This window comes from Pseudomonas sp. GM33, assembly GCF_000282295.1.
Taxonomy (GTDB): domain Bacteria; phylum Pseudomonadota; class Gammaproteobacteria; order Pseudomonadales; family Pseudomonadaceae; genus Aquipseudomonas; species Aquipseudomonas laurylsulfatiphila.
In genome coordinates, this window is the sequence record NZ_AKJO01000181.1 from 1 (window position 1) to 20,384 (window position 20,384).

Here is a 20,384-nt window from a genome sequence, read left to right on the forward strand (position 1 = left end):
CCCCCCGCCATTGACTGGCTCGAGCCGCGGGTGCGGGCGATGCGCGTCATCAGCCTGCTGTGCTTTTTGGGGCTGGTGGGCCTGCTGTGCGTCTACTACCTGCTGATCGCCGACCTGCATGGCGCCCGGCCATGGGTGATTCTGCTGATTGAACTGGTGCCACTGCTGATACTGGCGCCGGGCATGATCGTCGGCAGTCCTCGCGGGCACTCATGGATGTGCTTTGTGGTGAACCTGTATTTCATCAAGGGCGCATTGGCCGCTTATGACCCTAACCGGCAAATCTTCGGTTTGCTGGAGATGGGTGCGAGCCTGGCGGTGTTTTGCTCGGCACTGTTGTATGTGCGCTGGCGTTATCAGTTGAACCGCAAGCTGGCTGGCGAGGGCGAGATTTCCGTCGCCTGATCATTCGCCTTCGCGAGCAAGCCCGCTCCCACATTGAAATGCAATCCAATGTGGGAGCGGGCTTGCTCGCGAAGGGGGCGACGCGGTCTCAATGATTGACGGTATAAGCCAGCATCATCGAAATCTGGCTCATCGGCCGCCCGCCACTTTCCTCATGCCACTGGTTGAACACGTCCTGCACCAACGCCAGGTCGCGCAGACTGCTCGGCACCTTGTCGATGATGTCTTGCGCATTCAGCGCCGCGACCACGTCGTAGCTCGGCACAAAGGTATCCTTGCCGATCATCCGCAGGAAGCGCGGGGCTGACAGGCCTCCCAACTGATGTCCGCGTTTTTTCAGGAATGTCCAGAGCCCGACGATATCGGTCACCGGCCAGTCGGCGATCAACTCGCCGAAGCTGCCCTTTTCATGGGCCACGTCCAGTACGAACTGTGCATTGCGCGGCACACTCTTGAGCTTGCCCAGGTGCCGGATGATCCGCGTGTCCTGCATCAGCCGCTCAAGGTGCTCAGCACTCATCAGCACGACTTTTTCCGGGTCGAACCCGAAGAACACTTCTTCGAAGGCTGGCCACTTGGCGTCCACCAGACTGTGCTTGAGCCCGGCGCGAAACACCCGTAGCGCCATCATCGAGAGGTAGCGATCGTCGCTGATCTTGCGTAACTGCGCGGGAGTCTTGGGAACGGGCAGATGGGCTTCCAGTTCAGCCGCCGAACCGAAGCGGTTCAGACAGTATTCATTGAGCCACTTGTAATCGCGCATGCCCTCTCCTGAGGATTGAAACGAAAACCAAATGTGGGAGCGGGCTTGCTCGCGAAGGCGGTGCGTCATTCAACATTGATGTCGACTGACACTACGCATTCGCGAGCAAGCCCGCTCCCACAGTTTTAATCAGAGGTTGACCACGTTGACGAAGCGCGATGCGGCGCTTTCGTCGATCTTGAGACTGGTGAAGTCAAACAGGTTGCGGTCCGCCAGTTGCGACGGGATCACGTTCTGCAGGCTGCGGAAAATGCTCTCGGTACGGCCCGGGGTCTTGCGTTCCCAGTCCTGCAGCATTTCCTTGACCACCTGACGCTGCAGGTTTTCCTGGGAACCACAGAGGTTGCACGGAATGATCGGGAATTGCTTGAAGTCCGAGTAGGCCTGGATGTCTTTTTCGTTGCAGTAGGCCAGCGGGCGAATCACCACGTTACGACCATCGTCGGCGCGCAGCTTCGGCGGCATGGCCTTGAGCGAACCGTTGAAGAACATGTTCAGGAAGAACGTTTCGACGATGTCGTCGCGGTGGTGACCCAGGGCCATCTTGGTCGCGCCAATTTCATCGGCGAAGGTGTAGAGCGTGCCGCGACGCAGGCGCGAGCACAGCGAGCACGTGGTCTTGCCTTCCGGAATCAGCTCCTTGACCACCGAATACGTGTCTTTCTCGACGATGTGGTATTCGATACCCAGCTCTTTCAGGTAGGCCGGCAGCACGTGCTCCGGGAAGCCCGGCTGCTTCTGGTCCATGTTCACGGCCACGATCTCGAACTTGATCGGCGCGACCTTCTGCAAGTGCATCAGCACATCGAGCATGGTGTAGCTGTCTTTGCCTTATAGCTCAAGGCCGACCAACAAAACAGAACATTCATGAACGTAACCTTCTGATTCTATTGAATTTAAAAAATCACACATTTTACAAAAAAAGGCAAAAATGTAAGCTTCATGCATTTTTGACCTCCAAAAACCTCTTCACCCCCAAAAAACGTCATTGAATCTTTACAAAATTTGAACGACATCAATCCAATTTTCAACTCTGGATGAGGAAACCGCTGCGTCTTCAAATTTGTATGGCGGGCGGGCTTCCGATCTATCAATAGAAAGATCTACAAAGTTGAACAGACTACGATCGGCCATCTGGGAAGGGGTTATGTTTTGTAGACTATGAAAGATATTCTCCACGCACCCAGGATTTACCAAATCCCACTCCGCAATCATTGACTTTACTTTTTTCCTTTGGAGATTCTCTTGTGAACCGCAAAGGTTACACGGAATAATAGGATATGCGCTATCAGCAGCAATCTTTGCTATATCTTTTTCTCGGCAGTAGGCGAGCGGCCGAATAACGATATTCCTCTTATCATCACTAAGAAGCTTGGGCGGCATCCCTTTCAACTGCGCTTGAAAAAACATATTGAGGAACAAAGTCTCAACCATATCATCCATATGATGCCCGAGCGCCAATTTCGTAGCACCAATTTCCTCGGCAAAACTATAAAGCGTCCCCCTTCTTAGCCTGGAACAAAGAGAGCACGTTGTTTTACCTTCAGGAATCTTCTGCTTAACAACAGAGTAAGTATCTTTATCAATTATATAATAATCGATACCTTTACTCTCAAAATACTCAGGTAAGACATGCTCAGGAAAACCCGGCTGCTTCTGGTCGAGATTCACAGCTACAACACTGAATTTTATTTGCGCAACGCGTTGCAAATGTAACAATGCATCTAGCATTACAAAAGAATCTTTGCCACCACTCACGCACACCATCACTTTATCGCCGTCTTCGATCATTGCGTAATCTACAACAGCCTTCCCAACATTTCCGCGTAACTTTTTACGTCGAAGCTCCGCAGTCTTATTTGTCTGAGATGCACTTTCATCGATTATCATATAACTAATTCCGACTAAAAATTCAAACACAACCTTAAATAAAAAATTTGCCATCCCAAAACACTGCACACCCATTTGAGATAGTCAGCTACCACCAAAACCAAACACAGAAATAAACTCCTAGCAAAAACACACTTGAGACTAAGCTCTTAACATCCAACCCATACACTCAAACAACACGAAACAAAGGTATGCTTGGCGATTTCTGACCTTTTTGCATCATAACAAAATTATATCTACGTTTTATAGTGGGCCCTGACCAACGCATTGCTTTTTGCTTGACCAGGGCGCAACAGTCAATGACGGTAGCACAGGCTACCGCCCGTCACGTGGCCTGTTCAACCCTACAGACGCCTGAGGCGACAGTTAGCAGCTGACATTTGGGACGGCTACAGCCGTTGAGATCGAACCGACAGCGCATCCCGGATCACCAAGCGAAGCTTACGGTGGTGTTTAGCGCGTCTGCGAGACTGTCACTGGTCATATCCAATGCAACAGTCAAATGGAGTGCAAATGCCTGATTAAACGTCATACTGTGCCGTAGCTTATGTAGCAAGACGTCTCACCTTAGTTTGCGCACCACTGCTCAGTATGCATCGCAGCTACTTTGGAGGCACTCTTTGAACAATTAATTTTTATTGAGCATTATGACTATCCCCGATCTAACAGAACTTCTCACTCACGCTATCAAGATTATTGAACGAGCAGGCATTTTGCTCTCCGAAGAGTGGAATCGTCCGGATGGACCTCGTGGCCAGGAAGATAAGGCCGTGATTGATGTGGAAATTGAGAATCTTTTGAGACCAGAACTTCTCAGCTTGCTTAGCTGCGACTTTTGGGGTGAGGAGACTGGACACATCCTTACGGGGCATGCTTGGTGCTGGGTTGTTGACCCTAACGATGGCACGAGTGACTTTCTAAAGGGCTTAAAAGGGTCTGCCATATCGGTGGGACTACTGCATAACAATATCCCGGTACTTGGGGTGGTATATGCCCCTGTTACTCCTGAGGGGTTTCCCGACTGCATCGGATGGGCGGAGGGTATTCCCCATTTGATTCGAAACGGTCAATCAGTAAATGCGGGCCTTGCTGATCAAAAATTGTCGAGCGGCAGCACAATCATGGTCAGTGCTGCGGCGATAAATAAACCGGAACTCAATCGAGAGATGTGCGCTCCGGGGAGCTTTCATGCAATGCCATCAATCGCATACAGACTGGCTAGAGTAGCCGCAGGCGACGGTGTATGCGGTGTCTCGCTCTACGCAGTTTCAGCACATGATGTTGTAGCAGGCCACGCGCTGTTGAGAGGCGCGGGTGGTGTGCTGCTGGACGAAAATGGTTCCGCAATCTGCTATGCGACGGAGGCCAGTATGACAACCGTATCGCAGCGATGCTTTGGTGGAGCACCTTCCGTCTGTCACGAACTAACAACTCGTAAATGGGGTCGGGTTCTCCAAGCCTAGCCTCACTGATCATTCACATTTAGATGGCCGACCTGAAGGCGGCCACCCTAGGATACGTAATCGTCCAGACACTGCGGCAGCAACGTGACTTGCGTCCGAGCCTCACCTTCAATGAATCGCGTCATGATCGTCCCCGCCACGATCTCGACGATCTGAAGTTGAAACAATCGCAGGCGTTTCCATACGGCCTGGGTCGATTCACAACAGACAATATTGATTACAATTGTCTGGGTTTCACTGCGCCACCAGCTAGCTCACATCTTAAAATTGGCAATCAGCCCGTGTAAGTTCCGCGTCATCTCAGCGACCTCATTGCTGATTTTTACCGTGCTATCCGCTTGGCTCGCGGTGCTTTCACTAAGAGCTTTAATTTCAAAAGCATTTTGCTCAACCCCTTGTACAACATTGGCCTGCTGTTCTGTTGCTGAGGCAATCTGGATGTTGTGATCGATGATTTGATTCATGCCGCAGGTAATGTCGTCAAAGAACCCGGCCGCTCGAGATACTTCCTCAACCGTCGCGGATGCATTCGTATGGCAGCTACGGATGGTCGCGACAGCGCTGAATACCTGTTGCTGCAGGCGGGTAATATTGCTGTAGATCTCGCCTGTCAATTTATGCGAGTGAATGGCCAGGCTACGTACTTCATCAGCGACCACGGCAAAGCCTCGGCCTTGATCCCCGGCTCGCGCCGCCTCGATGGCCGCATTCAGAGCTAGCAGATTTGTCTGTTCAGAAACACTTTTAATCAGCCCAACCGCTTTAGAGATTGCCTGGCTTTCATTTTCCACAGCATGGATGGCATTGAGTGAGTCGTTGAGTTCTTGGAATAAGTCGTTGATTCCCGCCACTGCTCGGCCAACCTGAATGCTTCCGTCGCGACATTTCTGGCCCGCCTGGCTCGCTTTGTCGGCGGTGGTGTTGGAGTTGGTACTGACCTCCTGCACGCTGCTTACCAACTCGCTCATCGAGGTGGCGATTAACTCGAGTTTGGTCGCTTGATGTCCTACGCTTTGCTGGGATGAAAGCGCGTGCTCGCTGACATTCACAGCTTTATCTTGCGTTGAGGATGAGAAATTTTTGACCTCGGTTATTAGTTCACGCATACGTACTTGCATGAGGTTGAAGTCTTCTGCCAGATCACTCAGCTCATCACGGCCCGAGGGCTTTATGGTGGATCGGAGATCTCCATCAGCCAGAAGGCGCGTCGCTTCAGAGATTTCACGAATGGCTCGTCGCACAGACAGGTAAAAACCGATAAACAGGTAGATTATCGTGAAGACCGTCGCAAGCAGAGCGAGAGCCCAGAGCACAAGCTTGCGCTGGTGGCTTGCCAGGCGAGCATGAAGCTGATCACCGGTTTCTGACAAAACTAGTTGCGTGGCATTGTCCAGCTTTTCAACAAAAGGAACGTACTCGTTGAACCTTTCAAGCCACGTATCCATCAACTCTTGGTAGACCGAACCGGATAGCGCGTACGAGTCGATGATGCTGGATTTGTATTTGGACGCTGTTTCTTGAGCAGTATCAGCGATGAGTGCACGTGCTTCGCTATTGCCTACCCCATTATTGCGCGCCTGAACAAACTGATCAAAATTGTTTAGTTGATTCACAACCGTTGGTTTTGTAGACGAATCAACATAACCATAGGCGGTGACATAACTCGCATAACTCCGAGTCTGCCCGAGGACTTGATATAGGGGCAGAATCTCATCGGTTAGCAACGCCATGTTGCGGTAGACAAGAGAGTCTGCGTCCTGGCTCAGTCGAGCGGATGCGGCAATTTCCTTAATGGCACTCAAACGCATTTGCAGCGCTCGGACTTGCTCATTATATTGCATGCTCAAAAGCTTCGAACCTTTAGCCTTCGGCACCTGAGAATCCGTATTGACGAGGTGATCGAAGAACGGGCTGTTCCCCAACCACTCATTTAGCTCCAATGTTTGTAGTTTGAGTGCATCACCTTGGCGGGTTATGACACCTTCGACGTCAGGCTTGTTTCGTGCGTACGCTACCACCTGAAGACCGGCGAGTTCCGTAGCACTCCTGTACTCAGACAAGCTTTTACCAACTGCTTCAAGGCCTAGTAGTTCGAGATGGGTCGCTTGGCGTTCCTTATAAAGACTTTCCAATTTATCGAATGATAGCCAGCAGAATGGAAGCATAAATACCGAGAATATCAGCGTAAATTTCTGCAGGTATCGCGCCCGATTCATTAGAGTTAGAACTGGTCTGAACATCACTACTCCTAAGCATGGACTTTATTGTTTTCAGGAGAGAGCCGTAGGCAGCTAAAAGGCGCCGCTTTGTTACTACTGAATATTGTATTCATGGCTTTGCCAATATCGGCAGCTGAGCCATTCTTGAAGTCGAAACCTTTGACGTAGCAGGTCATGAAGCTCAAACCTGTAACGCCGCAAGGCGCCATAGTAAAAACCCTACTCACTCTCTGTTAGTGAGCCAGCCCGCTAATCAGAACACGGACCACCCAATCCGCGAACTCAACAACTCCAGCGCCGCCATCCCGGCGAGGGAGTTGCCAGCAGCATTTAACTCCGGCGACCACACGCATACGGTAAATTGACCCGGCACGATGGCCACAATCCCGCCACCCACGCCACTCTTGCCTGGCAACCCCACGCGGTAGGCGAAATTTCCTGCTTCGTCATACAACCCGCTAGTAGCCATGATTGAGTTCACCTGCTGGGTCTGGCGCCGGGTCAGAATTTGCTCACCGCTGTGCTTGCAGAAGCCATCGTTGGCCAGAAAACAGAACGCTCGGGCCAAGTCGAGGCAATTCATTTGCAACGCGCAGTAACTGAAATAACTGCGCAGAACAGTCTCGACCTCGTTATGGAAGTTACCAAATGACTGCATCAGGTAAGCCATGGCAGCGTTGCGCGCGCGGAATTGATACTCTGAATCAGCCACACGGGTATCGATCGACACTTGGGGATTGCCAGATAGCCGTCGTGCGAAATCACGTATCGACAACGTGGGTGCTGCGAAGCGCGACTGGTTGATATCGCAGATCACCAACGCACCCGCATTGATAAAGGGATTACGTGGGCGCCCGCGCTCGAACTCCAGCTGCACCAGCGAATTGAACGGCTGGCCTGAGGGCTCATGACCAAGTCGCTCCCAAATGGCTTCACCGGAGTGGCCAATCGCCTGAACCAGGCTGAACACTTTGGAAATACTTTGTACCGAAAACGGCACCAGCGCGTCGCCTGCGCAGTGATAGCTGCCATCGTTGCCATATACCGCGATGCCCAACTGCTGCGCCGGCACGTCGGCCAGCGCGGGAATGTAGTCAGCCACTTTGCCCTTGCCGATCAAGGGACGTACTTCGTCGAGAATCTCGTTCAACAGCGTTTTCATGGAAGGCCCTGTTATCAGTTCTCCGATGACACAACGCGGTACCATCCTTAACGAAGACTGAGTGGGAGATCACACATTCGGAGTGAAATGGCGGCAGTGATCCCGTATGTAACAATGCTCTGAGAGTCGCCAGTATCTCCATCGGGAAGCTTTGAGGGAGGGTTTGGTTAGATGCAAACAGCTCTATCACACGGGGGCTGTATTACTAGCCAAAAAAATTAACCCCTCCGCCCACGCTGTCATCCCAAGCGAGGGATAACGTACTTTCTAAGACACAATCAGTCGCATGCGGCGACTACAGACATTTCCACACGTAAGTCAGGGCTAGCCATCAGTGCTTGCACCGTGGCACGGGCTGGCGTGTGCTCGGGGTTGATCCAAGATTCCCATGCCACGTTCATAGTGGCGAAATCCTCCATAGTCTTCAGATAGATTGTTGTGGAGAGAATTCGGGTCTTATCGCTGCCGGCTTCAGCCAGCAGGTTGTCGATTTTCGCCAGGACGGCCTGAGTCTGTTCGGTGATGTTGCCGCTTGCAAACTCTCCTCCGGAGGCGGTTTGTCCGCTCAAATAAACTACCCCGGAGTGGATTACGATTTTGCTCATTCTTGGGCCAGTTTGGATGCGTTGGATCGTAGACATTCAGTACTCCTTGGTAAGGAAAGCCACTAAAACAGTGGCTCGATAAAGGCTTAGGTAATTAGAGATGGGGCGAAGTCAATGCGGCGGCTCGACCGGCCCTGGCTGAGCCAGCATCGCCAGCGACCCCAATGGAACCGGTTTGAGCGGTGAACGTATATGGTATGCGCCGACCTCTACTGGGGTAGTTCCAGAACTGCTGGCCAGCAGTTGAGTTACGGTCAGCCCGCACATCCGCCCCTGGCAAGGTCCCATACCGCAGCGGCTGAAGAACTTGGTTTGGTTCGGACCTTTGCATCCCAAACGAGCCATCTCGCGGATCTGCCCAGCGGTCACCTCTTCGCAGCGGCATACCACAGTGTCGTCACTCGGTTCGGTCAGCCACTTGGGTGGACGGTAAAGCGCATCCAGGAAAGGCCTGATCCGCAGTTGTCGTGCCAATTGGGCGCGTAACGGAGCCGCCTGGGCTTCAGCATTCCTTACGTCGAGCTTGCCCAGCGCGAGCGCTGCGCCTATCGCGGCCAACTCACCAGCTGGCTCTGCCGCCAGTGCACCGCCGATAGCAGCTCCGTCACCGGCAATGCGCAAGCCTGCCAGCGATGTTTGACCCCAGGCATCCAGGCGAGGCCGCCAAGCAAGTTGTTCAACGTCCCAGTCGTGTTCGACTCGCATTAGGCGACTGAGCTGGGTATTGGGCACTACCCCGTGGTGCAGCAGGATGGTCTCGGCTTCGTATTGCCATTCGCGGCCCTCGGCGCGGAACACCAGCGCCTCGGCCTGCTGCTGGCCTTCCACACGTAAATCGTGGGCGGCACTGTGCACCGGCACACCGGCCTTCCGGAGTTTCATCAACATGCGCAAGCCTTTAACCAAGTAAGCCGGTGCCCCCAACGCAGCAGGCAAGTGGCGCAAGGCACGGACCAAGTTGCCATGCGGCGAGGTCTGTACGATAGCGCGCACATCCACCCCGGCGTCGAGCAATTGGCATGCAACCAACAGCAGCAATGGTCCTGCACCTGCCAACACCACCCGTCCAGCCGGTACGCTGGAACCGCTTTTTAGCGCAATCTGAGCTGCACCGGCTGTAAGTACCCCTGGCAGGGTCCATCCGGGAATTGGCGAAGGGCGCTCCAAAGCCCCCGTGGCAGCGATCAACTGCGGCGCACGTACTTGGAACGACTTGCCAAACTGCTGAACTGTCAACGTCAGGTCGCGCGCCACATCCCACACCAGTGCGCCATGTTTGATGTCTATCGATGCCCGCTCTGCACGTGCGGCCAAGCCTTCGCCATGGCGATAGTCTTTGCCCAATAGCTCAGCCACCGCTGGCGGTATCGCGGAGATGTTGCGGTAGATTTGACCGCCAGGCCCTACCTGCTCATCTAACAGCAAGGTGCGAAGCCCCTGTGCTTTAGCAGTCATGGCGGCTGACAGCCCCGCTGGACCCGCGCCGATCACGATCACATCATGGGTAAAGTCGCTCATGCTCGGGCCTCCGCTTGGCGTGCACCATGCATCCGCCTCACCTGCATACCAGCGCGGACCTGTACCATACAGGCCTGCACGTTGGGCTGACCGTCCACTTCCACCAGACATTCAAAGCAGGCGCCCATTAGGCAAAACGGCATGCGCGGCGAACCCGATACCGCTGAGTGACGAAAAGGTTCGTCGGCATGGGTCAGTAGAGCAGTGGCCAAGGTTTCACCAGCACGGGCCGCCAGCGGTTGCCCGTCGACCCAGATCTGCACCTGGGCCGGTTGTTGCGCCACGGGGAGCGTGATCGGCTTAAACATGGAAGCGGTCCGTCTTAAAGGTTTTGATCGATGCCGGTTCGTCTCCACCACGCAGCCAGCGCACCAGCGCTGTCGTATGGGCCGAAGCCAGAGTAATGCCGCTATGGCAGGTCACTAGGAACGCACCAGGATATTGGGTGGACTGTTGATAAATTGGCAGGCCATCAGGTGTCATCACTCGCAATGCGCCCCAGGTGCGTACCACGTTGGCGTTTTCCAGCAGGGGATAAATCTGCCGCGCACGATCGGCGATACGTGCCAATTGCTCCAGGGAAGTACTGTCGTCTAGCCCTACGTCTTCCTTGGAGTCTCCGATCTGCACCACACCTTCGCCAGTTTGGCGGATCACACCGGAAGGAAACTTGAGGAACGGTTTCATCCGTTCGGTCACCAGGATCTGCCCCCGGTTCGGCTCGATAGGAGCATCGATACCGACCATCGGCGCTAGATGACGGTTGCCAAGGCCCGCAGTCAGCACTATGCGGCCGGCCACATGCTCCACCCCCGCTGCCCATACATGAAAGCCATCGGAGAGCTTCTGGATGCGCTCGCAGCGAGCGGGATTGATTAGCTCCCCACCCAGCGCACGAAAGGCGGCGAACAGAGCCCGCAGCAAACGAAGCGGGCTAACATGACCATCCAGGTTGCTAAACGTAGCCCCCACCACTTTTGGGCCGATGTGCGGCTCCAGAGCCCGAAGCGCAGCGTGGTCTAGCACCTCGTAGGGATAGGGTTCTCCCAACGCCAACCGTAGTGACTCCATGCTTGCGACTCGCTGCTCCAACTCCTGCTCGCTTAAGCAAAAGTGCAGTCCACCGTTTTGTTCCAGCTCCAGTGAAATGCCAGTGCGGTCCGTCAGATCCTGCGCGAATGCCTGCCAGCCCTTCGCTGAATGCATTGTCCAGCGCGCATAGTTCGGGCTGCTTACACCCTTCCCCTGTACCCACACCAAGCCGAAATTCCCGCGGGCAGCACGGAAGGCATCGTCTCCCTCATCCAACACCCGAACGCGCTCCCCTGCCAATGCCAGGCCGTAAGCGATAGACATCCCTACCACGCCGCCGCCAATAACCAGGGTATCGATGCTCGTTTTGTTCATGAGGTCTTACCTGCCAATACCCGATCCAGCCCATAGAAGCGGTCTAGCAGGATCATCAACACCAGGGTCAGCACGATCAGCACCGTCGACACTGATGCCAGCAGTGGGTCGATGGTGTTGGCGATGTAGTTGTACATCTTCACCGGCAGGGTTTCGGTGCTAGCAGAAGCTACGAAAATTGACATCGTCAGCTCGTCAAAGCTGTTGATAAATGCAATCAGCCAACCGCCCGCCACACCTGGGATAATCAGCGGCAGCTCAATGCGCCAGAATACCGTCCAGGCCGAAGCACCCAGCGACTGAGCCGCTTGCGAAGTGCTGCGATCAAAGCCCGTAGCCGCAGCCACTACCAAGCGCAGCACATAAGGCAGCACCACGACCGTGTGGGCAGCAGTAAGCCCCCAGAAGGTGCTGGAGCCGCCGATCGCCGTCAGAAAGCGCAATAGGGCGATACCCAGCACGACATGGGGCACCATCAGCGGTGACATCAGCGCGCCAAGCACCACTTCACGCCCTGGGAAGCGATGCCAAGCGATGGCCATACCGGCTGGTACTGCTAGTAAAGTGGCTAAGGTAGCGGCTATCGCTCCCAGCCCTAGGCTGCGATAAAACGGCGTGATGAAACTGTCATCGCTGAGCATGGCCGTGTACCAGCGCCACGACGCTCCGTCAAAGGGCATGGCGATGTAACCCTTGTCGGTGAACGACACCAGCACCACTACCACCAGGGGAGCGAGCATGAAGGTGATGAACAGGCCATGGAACACCAGTAGCCATCGAGAGGTTCTGTTCATTGGAATACCTGCTTGTAACGACGCTCGACCAGACGGTTGATACCCATCGACACACCCATTACCAGCACCAACAGCACCACTGCCAAAGTGGCACCCAGCGGCCAGTTGAGGTTGCCAAGGAACTCGTCATATATAGTGGTGGGTACGACCTTGAGTCGACGGCCACCGATGATGGCGGGCGTAGCGAAGGCACTGGTGGCCAATGCGAAAACGATCAACCCTCCGGATAGAACACCCGGAACCACTTGGGGAAAGACGATACGACGCATAATAGTAAGCAGACCCGCTCCAAGCGACTCGGCTGCCTGTTCGGTGGCCGGATCAAGCTTCTGTATCGAAGCCCATACTGCCAGTACCATGAACGGCACCAGTACATGCACCATGGCGACTACTACCCCGCCAAAGGTAAACATCATCTTGATTGGCGAATCGATGAGGCCCAGTTCCATCAGGGTCTTGTTGATCACACCTTCGTTACCGAGCAGGATCGCCCAACCCAATGTGCGCACCACTACCGAAACCAGCAACGGACCCAACACGATCACAATAGAGATCGCCCGCCAGCGCGGTGACAACCGGCTCAACACGTAGGCCTCCGGCACCCCGATAACAATGCATAAGGCTGTTACCAGTATTGCCATACCGAAAGTACGGGCGAAGATGGAGTAGTAGTAGCTGTCGCTGAGCACGTCGGTGTAGTTGCCCAGAGTTATCTGGGCACTCACCGCGCCGCCGGGTAGGTAGCTATAGAAGCTCAATGACAGCATGATCATCAGAGGCAAGGCCACGAAGGCCAGCGCCATCAGCATGCCAGGACTTGCCAGCCAATAAGGCAAGGCGCTGCGGGAGCAGCTCATACCTTGCCTCCTGCCCGCGGTGCCAGCCGGGCATGTTCGGCCTGCCAGCTCAGGCCGACATCGTCGCCCTCAGCCACTTGCGGGAGACCGTTGTTAGGCAGAGTAACCTGCATCATGCCCAGCGTCGTTTGCACTTGGTACAACCAGTGGTTGCCAAGGAACACCCTTGCGCTAACTTTACCCCGCAGCAGAGCGCTCTGATCGGTAAATTTAATTTTCTCCGGACGCACGATATAGGACAGCTCACCAACACCTTGGTCGTTTGAGGGCAGCTTATGACCCCGTGTTTCAAACATCGCGCCAGCCTGTGTGCGCGTGCCGTCGAATACGTTGGCTTTGCCCAGGAAGGTCGAAGAAAAGCGGCCGCTGGGGCGTTCGTACATGTCCAGCGGGCGGTCAACCTGTTCGATCTCACCTTTGTTCATCAGCACTACGCGGTCAGACAGGGTCATTGCCTCTGCCTGATCGTGTGTAACCATGATCGTGGTCACTCCAACCCTGTGTTGCAGGGCACGTAGCTCGATCTGCATCTCTTCGCGCAGCTTTGCATCCAGTGCGCCCATCGGCTCATCGAGTAGCAGCACAGGTGGTTGGATGGCCAAGGCGCGAGCTAAGGCGACGCGCTGACGTTGGCCACCAGACAGCTCGCGCGGGTAACGCTCGGCTAGGGCCTCAAGGTGTACCAGATTTAAGGTGGCTTTAACCCGCTGGCGACGCTCGGCGGCAGGTAGGCCCTGCATCTCAAGGCCGAAAGAGACATTGTCTGCCACAGTCATATGCGGGAATAGCGCGTAGCTCTGGAAAACGATGCCCAGCCCGCGTTGGCTGGGTTTGACCTGGGTGATATCTCGCCCGTCAAGGATGATCCGCCCACGGGTTGGCTGCGCGAACCCCGCCACCATCTGCAAGGTGGTGGTTTTGCCGCAGCCGGAAGGGCCGAGCAAGCTGACGAATTCTCCCTTTTCAATGTGCAGGGTGGTATCTACGACTGCGGCAAAATCACCGTAGTGCTTGGAAATGCCTTCTAACTTTAAGAAGCTCATGAGTCTTGCCTCACTACAGCGGTAGTTCTAGTTATTTTGGAGTACATCTCACTGCTCAACCGCGCGAGTCCAGCGGGTGGTCCACTCGCTGCGCTTAGCGTTGATCACGTTGTAGTCTGGAGCGATGAGTGCGTTGACTTTTTCAGGGCCATACACCACACGAGCGGCTACCTCAGGGGAAAGCTTCGAATTTTGGTTGACAGGTCCCCAGCTGTTGTCTTCGGCGAGGATTTTTTGCGATTCCGCCGAGGTCACATGGCGCAAGAATTGTTGCGCGAGGTCTGGCTCTGGCGCCCCTGCGACCGGGCACCCAGCGGTGAGCATCGCAACAGCGCCTTCCTTTGGATATACGAACTCCACCGGTGCGCCTTGGGCGATCACCGTTTGCACACGGCCGTTGCCCCACACCGCCAGCGCCGCTTCGCCGGTTTGCAGCATCTGAGCCATCTTGCCGGGAGATGGCTCCCACGCGAGTACGTTGGGCCCGACCTTTTTGGTCATTACCGAGAAACCGGGCTCGATGTTGGTTTCGCCGCCGCCATTAAGCTTGGCCATCATCAGCAGGGTCAGAAGCCCGTAGCCGTTAGTGACAGGAGGGATAACCACTTTCTGTTCGTATTTAGGATTTTCTAGATCGTGCCAGGAGGTAGGAGCGGCCCAGCCATTTTTTGCGAACACGGCTTTGTTATATGCCAAGCCCACAGCGATGTAGCCGACACCTAACGACTTGCCACCTGGCATTCGTGCCCCCGGGTACAAGTTCTCCAGCTCGGGATTGGCTTCGATGTCAACACATAGGCCCTGGTTTACGGCTTGGTACATGGGGCCGTCATCAATCATTGCCACGGATAGTTCCTGCTGGCCTTTCTGCGCTTGAAGTTTGGCCAGAATGTCCGTCGAGTTGCCGGGCACATACACCACTTTCGCGCCGGTTTTCGCTTCGAACGGCGGAATGATCTTTTCCTTGAAAATGTTTTCCGTCGAGCCGCCAGTCCCCCCGACATAGAGCGTCGTTGCGGCATGGGCATTGACTGAAACGGTGAAAACCAAAGAGCTCATTAAGGCAATTTTCTTATTCATTTAGGGTTCCTACATCGTTGGCACGGTCGAATATCTGGACGGCTAGGAATGCGCGGCGCCAGGCATGTGGTCATCTTAGGCACTGATCAGAGGCGCTGAAAATGCACATTTTGACGCGTGCTTATGCATGAATGTTATGTATGATGATCTAGGCGCTCTAGCGCGGCCCCCGGGTTTGTTTGAAACCGATCAATGGGGCAGCATCGGTCTCCGGACAGGCGATGCCCTTTTGAACAGCCCAACATGAGTCATCCACATGAAGCCCGCTGTAAACCTACGCCAGATAGAAGCTTTCTACTCCGTGGTGCGCTCCGGCACCGTGGTTGGAGCGGCACAGATGATGAGTGTGACGCAGCCCGCCATCAGCCGCTCAATCGCCTTGCTGGAACTCAGAATTGGCTACAAGCTATTTGAACGGCGTGGACGTAGATTGCTACCGACGCCTGAAGGTGAAGCATTTTTTCGCGAAATCGAACCTATCTACGGTAGCCTTGATCGCATTGCTCAGACAGCGCAAGACATCGGTCAGCTTCGCGCGGGAGAGTTGCGCATAGCCACATTGCCGTCATTGTCATTAGGCGTAGTGCCGCGCGCTGTTGCGGAATTCTTGAAAGACCGTCCAAAGGTCAAGGTTTTCATTCAAGTCTTACCCAGCCGCCAAATTGCCGATCAAATCGCCACTCGCCAGTTCGATGTAGCACTGGTTGAACTTCCTCTATCCAAAGCCTCTATCTCCATCGAGCCTTTAGACCCGGTTCCGATCTGTGCTGTAATTCCGAAAGACCATGCACTGGCTGAAAAAAATCGTATCTCATTAGCTGATCTGGATGGAGAGCGGATGATTCTTCTTTCTCAGCACAGTTATATTCGATATCAAATCGAGGAAGCTTTTACGAAACTGCACATCTCGCCCAACGTGGTGCTAGAAACACCTAATTCGCTGGTAGCCTGCGCACTTGTAGCAGCCGGAGCAGGGATTAGTCTCATCTCCAAGGTTACGGCACTGCCGTTCCAGTCGAGTGAAGTAGTGGTAATCCCAATACGAGAGCAACTTGCGTCTCGATGTGCGGTGATATTTCCTTATCCGGGGGATCGAATGAAGCTGGCTGAAGCATTCGCCGCTCAGTTGCGAGCCACGATGCAGAATTTCTGAACTTTATACTCGTGACAATTACATATTAGCCATCCCACATACACCAGCCTGGCAGCTAGCGTATTCCTACGATGGCATCCTGTATCGCTCGAAGTCACCCATAGAGCAATTCCGGTCGATATGCGCGCGCGTTAGCATCGGATGCGTGGAAGGGCTTTCCAGATGCCTCCCTCAGAAAGTAGAAGGCCCCGAAGCGCAAATTACCATTTCTAGAATATGCATATAGGTGCATATCAAAGCCTTTTTTTGCATTTTTTTTCGAGAAAAACGCATCAAAAACGTTGCTTTGTGTATATAGTAGTGCTTTCCGTATGTAAAAAATGAGTATCTGTGGATGGAGCATTTTCCTATTGTCCTGGCATTGTTGCGGGCCTCCGTTCGAGACAAGAGTGCTGCCGTGATCCAGCACGCCGAGCGTCTCCGCGAGGCTTTGCACAAGGTAGGTGCCGAAGATGAAGCGCTGGCGATCGCGCAAGTTCTAAGCAGCGCTAAGCAGTCGAATTCCGGCACGCTGGTACCTTCGCGCGTCGTTAAGTCTCGTGCGATCTCCAGCGGTGAGGTGATCACTGCCAATACCCAGCCCCCCGTGGACAAAGAGACAAGTACCCCCCTCGCCGAAATTTTTCTCGGGAATCGTTTGTCCGAGCTTGCACCTCCTATTCTGAGCGATCGATTGGAGCGTGCGGTTCATCACCTGATGGGGCAGTGGATCGGTGCTGATGAACTGCAAGCAGCCGGCCTGAAGCTCCCTCGTACAGCACTCTTTTTTGGTGCGCCCGGCACAGGAAAGACTCGCCTGGCGCTTTGGGCTGCTGAAAAGCTTGGGATCCCCGTTGTTCTTGCTAGGTTGGATGGACTGACCAGCTCATACCTTGGAACGACCGCGCGCAACATTCGTGCGCTTTTCGATTTTGCGAACAGATATAAATGCCTGTTGTTGTTGGACGAGTTCGACGGCATTGCCAAGCTTCGTGATGACCCTCAAGAGCTTGGCGAGGTTAAGCGTGTTGTGAACGCCGTTCTACAAGCTATCGATGCACGTGCGCCTTTGGGGCTGACTATTGCCATTACCAACCACGAGGGGTTGTTGGACCCCGCGGTTTGGCGACGCTTCGACGCTCGGATTGAGGTTGGTATGCCGGATGCTGCAGCCCGCCTAAAAATCGTCGAGCGCTACACCGAAGGCTTCCCGGTCAAGCCAGGGGCAATTAAAGTTTTGGCGTGGTTAAGCGAAGGTTATAGCGGCTCCGAGATTGAAACGATGTGTGATTTTATAAAAAGGCACATGACGTTGTTCGCCGAGGAGAAACCTTCAGTCATCGAAGCAGTACAGCTCTTCATCGACTTGTCGGCGACGAGTCATTCTTCGCCGGCTCGTGAATCGCTTGCGCGCGAGGATTTTCACTGGATTTCGCAGGTGCTGTCCTACCAGGACATCAAGATCGTACAAGCGGATATTGCGGAGGCCATTGATGCCACGCAGTCCAAGGTGAGTCGACTGCTTAAGTCCACCGAACGAGTTTAATTAACAGGGCAACAACATGGCGAACAACCCCGTTCAAGTCGTCCTCAAGACCGATCAATACATGAAGCTTCCGGAAGGCGGAGGTGGTGGCGGAGCAAAGGACTTCTTCGAAGATCGCGACGACGAGTTCAAACGCCATAAGACGCGCTTACTCAAACAGGTCGAGTCGATTCGATCCACCCTCTTGCAGTCAGGGACCGGCCAGGTCGGATACGTCAAGGTGCGGTTGCAGTCGACAGCATTGGCTAAATCTCATCGTCCGGTGGACGCGCTGTTCAAGCCAAAGAGCTTGCCTCTGGTGGGATCCGGTGCCTTGGGTGAGTTGTACTTCGAGGTCACCTCAAGCACGCTGGCGGCGGTTGCTGGAGCTATCGATAAGGCCGAAGACAGTGTCACCAAGCGCGACAGCAAAGATAATCTCAAGGTCAGCTCGGCGCGATCTGAGGTCGGCGCTATTGAAGAAATTATTCTTCCGTCCGTCCAGGATAAGCGCTCGTTTAGCATTGTGAATGCGGCTTGGCACTTCGAAAATGTTCCAGGTGCTCGCTACTTCACGGTGGAGTTGTTCGTTGATGAGGCGATGCTGGCCGCAGATGATCTTGGGCGTACCGAGGCGCGGAATGCACTGAAGGCCTTTCGTAAGGAGCTGCGAGGCCTGTCTGCAAAGATAAAGATCTGGTCGTCTGTAGATGACTGGGAGGATCTGCACATCACGATCGTGCGCATCCCCGCTGTGGTTGTGAAGGGCGAGCAATTTGGCCCTCTGTTAACCAAAATCACTGAATTCTTAGATAATTCTCCGCTTGTGCGCCGGTACTCACTAGGCGCAGCAGTGAGCCGTGGCCAACAATCGACGCGAGCTAGCACTCAGCCTAAATCTCAAGCCGTCACTGCACTGTCTCCGCCATTGAAGGGCCAGTCCTATCCAGTCGTAGGCATAGTTGACACCGGTATCAGCCGTCATTCTTCTATCTCAGCTTGGTCTGCAGGCATCCTGGATTTTATGCGTGAGCCGGATAGCGAGCGCGACCATGGGACATTCATCGCCGGTCTTTTCATCGACGGTGCAACGTTTAATCCGACCCAGCCCATCGAGACAGATGCCTGCAAGTTCTTCGACTATGACCTGTTCACCGATGATACGGCCAAGTACGAAGATAACTTCGAGCTGGGGTTCATCGACATGATGCTTCAGCTGGATCTGGAGCTGAGCGAGTCGATTCCCGAGCATATGCGGGTGATCAACTTGAGCTTGAATCCGGACGTCATGACCAACCAGAACGGATACAGCATCTATGCGGCGATCCTGGATCATATTGCGGATAAGCACGATGTGATTTTCGTATTGTCGGCGGGCAATCTGGATGGGGGCGCGGTGCGTGACCGTTGGCCAGACGCCGCTACACCTGCGCTGCAGCAACTGGCTTCCTATCGACAACTAGGTAACGATCGTATTTTCGTTCCCGGTGAAACCGCGAGAAACATTACTGTGGGTGCGCTCGAACCAATAGACGCCTCCGGTCGCACTCGGCCGGCGCGTTACTCGCGTCGAGGTCCTGCAACATCGGCAGGTATCAAGCCAGACTTTGCACACATCGGTGGTTGCCTCACGTCCAGTTCACCTCTGCACTCCCTCGACCATCGCAGCACATTGGTGCCTTGGGAAGGTACGAGCTTTTCGGCTCCATTGGTGGCTAAAACCCTTGCGCTGCTAGATCACAGAATCGAGGGGCGTCAACCACGTGAGCTTCTGATGGCACTCATGTACCACTTCGCTGAGATGCCAAAGCTTCTGGATGACAAATTGCTGAAGGACGTGTGCAAGGACTTCGCGGGTTTTGGCATTCCTGCGCCGGTCGACGACATGCTGGCCACTGATGACAGTGCCATTACACTGGTGTTTAAGGGTGAACTCCCACCCAGTATGGAACTGTCATTCGACTTCGCATGGCCGGATGTCCTGATTGAAGATGGCAGCACCCGTGGCTCTGTGCAGCTCACGATTGTCTATTCCCCGCCGCTGGATCGTCAGCATGATTCGGAGTTTGCGCGCGTCAACCTCGATGCCTATTTGCGTCAAGAGGTGGTGGATAAGAACGGCAAGAGCAAGTACAGCGGACGGCTCAAGCCTGATCACCCAGGCAGACTCGAGAAGCACCTCATCGCCCATGGTGCCAAGTGGTGGCCGGTCAAGCACTACAACCGGACCTTTAAACGACTGGAAGGCACGAGTAACTGGCGTCTGGTGGTTGATTCTCTTACGCGTGCAGGAGCGTCCTATCCGCAAGCCGGTGTGAAGTTTGCTGTCGTGTTGACAATCTCCGACCCTGATAAGACCGCACCGGTTTTTGCCAGTACTCGGCAAGCGCTCATTCGCCGCGGTGTGAATTTGATCGACGTCAGAACATCGACAAGAGTGAGAGCTCGATGACGGCCTTCAGGTTAGACGAAACTCCCGGACCTGGTACGCACGTATTGCTGATTGGAGTGGGTGCTTATC

At 54.4% G+C, this 20,384-nt stretch carries 17 protein-coding genes and 2 pseudogenes; 5 read left to right on the forward strand and 14 right to left on the reverse strand.

Annotation, left to right across the window (positions count from 1 at the left end):
• Positions 1-405, forward strand: a 405-nt coding sequence (locus PMI26_RS02360) for a DUF2069 domain-containing protein (protein ID WP_007979978.1), incomplete at its 5' end; no start/stop codon positions are given.
• A gap of 88 nt (positions 406-493) precedes the next feature.
• Here PMI26_RS02360 and PMI26_RS02355 read toward each other — a convergent pair.
• The 3 genes and pseudogenes from PMI26_RS02355 to ttcA (PMI26_RS02345) all read right to left on the reverse strand — a co-directional run bounded on the left by PMI26_RS02355 (position 494) and on the right by ttcA (PMI26_RS02345) (position 3,058).
• Positions 494-1,168 carry a DNA-3-methyladenine glycosylase I gene (locus PMI26_RS02355; RefSeq protein ID WP_007979980.1) on the reverse strand — a complete coding sequence of 225 codons (675 nt, stop codon included), beginning with the start codon at positions 1,166-1,168 and terminating at the stop codon, positions 494-496.
• Positions 1,169-1,297: 129 nt separating this feature from the next.
• Positions 1,298-1,999, reverse strand: a pseudogene (gene ttcA / locus PMI26_RS02350) (tRNA 2-thiocytidine(32) synthetase TtcA); the annotation flags it as partial.
• 165 nt (positions 2,000-2,164) lie between these two features.
• Entirely contained in the window at positions 2,165-3,058 is an 894-nt protein-coding gene (gene ttcA, locus PMI26_RS02345; protein WP_007979984.1) for a tRNA 2-thiocytidine(32) synthetase TtcA, read from the reverse strand.
• 647 nt (positions 3,059-3,705) lie between these two features.
• On the opposite strand from ttcA (PMI26_RS02345), the gene PMI26_RS31035 reads away from it, so the two are divergent.
• Entirely contained in the window at positions 3,706-4,521 is an 816-nt protein-coding gene (locus tag PMI26_RS31035; RefSeq protein WP_007979986.1) for an inositol monophosphatase family protein, read from the forward strand.
• 254 nt (positions 4,522-4,775) lie between these two features.
• On the opposite strand, the gene PMI26_RS32435 is transcribed toward PMI26_RS31035, so the two are convergent.
• The 11 genes and pseudogenes from PMI26_RS32435 to PMI26_RS02295 form a co-directional block, all read right to left on the reverse strand.
• Positions 4,776-5,639, reverse strand: coding sequence for a methyl-accepting chemotaxis protein (locus PMI26_RS32435; protein WP_443200858.1), 864 nt, complete (start codon positions 5,637-5,639; stop codon positions 4,776-4,778).
• Positions 5,634-6,761, reverse strand: a pseudogene (locus PMI26_RS32440) (HAMP domain-containing protein); the annotation flags it as partial. The pseudogene PMI26_RS32440 and the gene PMI26_RS32435, both read right to left, overlap by 6 nt.
• A gap of 232 nt (positions 6,762-6,993) precedes the next feature.
• Entirely contained in the window at positions 6,994-7,902 is a 909-nt protein-coding gene (gene glsB, locus PMI26_RS02335; RefSeq protein WP_007979990.1) for a glutaminase B, read from the reverse strand.
• 278 nt (positions 7,903-8,180) lie between these two features.
• On the reverse strand, positions 8,181-8,543 hold the full coding sequence (locus tag PMI26_RS02330) for a RidA family protein (protein ID WP_007979992.1): 363 nt from the start codon (positions 8,541-8,543) through the stop codon (positions 8,181-8,183).
• 75 nt (positions 8,544-8,618) lie between these two features.
• Positions 8,619-10,025, reverse strand: a complete 1,407-nt coding sequence (locus PMI26_RS02325; protein WP_007979994.1) for an NAD(P)/FAD-dependent oxidoreductase — start codon at positions 10,023-10,025, stop codon at positions 8,619-8,621.
• Positions 10,022-10,333, reverse strand: a complete 312-nt coding sequence (locus tag PMI26_RS02320) for a (2Fe-2S)-binding protein (RefSeq protein WP_007979996.1) — start codon at positions 10,331-10,333, stop codon at positions 10,022-10,024. The genes PMI26_RS02325 and PMI26_RS02320 overlap by 4 nt, the downstream gene beginning before the upstream one ends.
• Positions 10,326-11,432: an NAD(P)/FAD-dependent oxidoreductase gene (locus PMI26_RS02315; RefSeq protein WP_007979997.1), complete on the reverse strand. Its 1,107-nt coding sequence runs from the start codon at positions 11,430-11,432 to the stop codon at positions 10,326-10,328. The genes PMI26_RS02320 and PMI26_RS02315 overlap by 8 nt, the downstream gene beginning before the upstream one ends.
• Entirely contained in the window at positions 11,429-12,226 is a 798-nt protein-coding gene (locus tag PMI26_RS02310) for an ABC transporter permease (protein ID WP_007979999.1), read from the reverse strand. The genes PMI26_RS02315 and PMI26_RS02310 overlap by 4 nt, the downstream gene beginning before the upstream one ends.
• Complete coding sequence (locus PMI26_RS02305) at positions 12,223-13,083, reverse strand: ABC transporter permease (RefSeq protein ID WP_007980001.1); 861 nt, start codon at positions 13,081-13,083, stop codon at positions 12,223-12,225. Before PMI26_RS02305 ends, PMI26_RS02310 begins: the two co-directional genes overlap by 4 nt.
• Positions 13,080-14,126: an ABC transporter ATP-binding protein gene (locus tag PMI26_RS02300; RefSeq protein ID WP_007980003.1), complete on the reverse strand. Its 1,047-nt coding sequence runs from the start codon at positions 14,124-14,126 to the stop codon at positions 13,080-13,082. The genes PMI26_RS02305 and PMI26_RS02300 overlap by 4 nt, the downstream gene beginning before the upstream one ends.
• A gap of 48 nt (positions 14,127-14,174) precedes the next feature.
• Positions 14,175-15,206 (reverse strand): ABC transporter substrate-binding protein, encoded by a 1,032-nt coding sequence (locus PMI26_RS02295; RefSeq protein ID WP_007980006.1) that lies wholly within the window; start codon positions 15,204-15,206, stop codon positions 14,175-14,177.
• A gap of 256 nt (positions 15,207-15,462) precedes the next feature.
• On the opposite strand from PMI26_RS02295, the gene PMI26_RS02290 reads away from it, so the two are divergent.
• The 3 genes from PMI26_RS02290 (at position 15,463) to PMI26_RS30170 (ending at position 20,315) form a co-directional block, all read left to right on the forward strand.
• A complete protein-coding gene (locus tag PMI26_RS02290; protein WP_007980007.1) occupies positions 15,463-16,359 on the forward strand; it encodes a LysR substrate-binding domain-containing protein in 897 nt (298 codons plus the stop codon).
• A gap of 334 nt (positions 16,360-16,693) precedes the next feature.
• The gene (locus PMI26_RS02285; protein ID WP_007980009.1) at positions 16,694-17,884 is read left to right on the forward strand and encodes an AAA family ATPase; all 1,191 of its coding nucleotides are present in this window, start codon (positions 16,694-16,696) and stop codon (positions 17,882-17,884) included.
• A gap of 16 nt (positions 17,885-17,900) precedes the next feature.
• Positions 17,901-20,315: a S8 family peptidase gene (locus PMI26_RS30170; RefSeq protein ID WP_007980011.1), complete on the forward strand. Its 2,415-nt coding sequence runs from the start codon at positions 17,901-17,903 to the stop codon at positions 20,313-20,315.
• Positions 20,316-20,384: the final 69 nt, after the last annotated feature.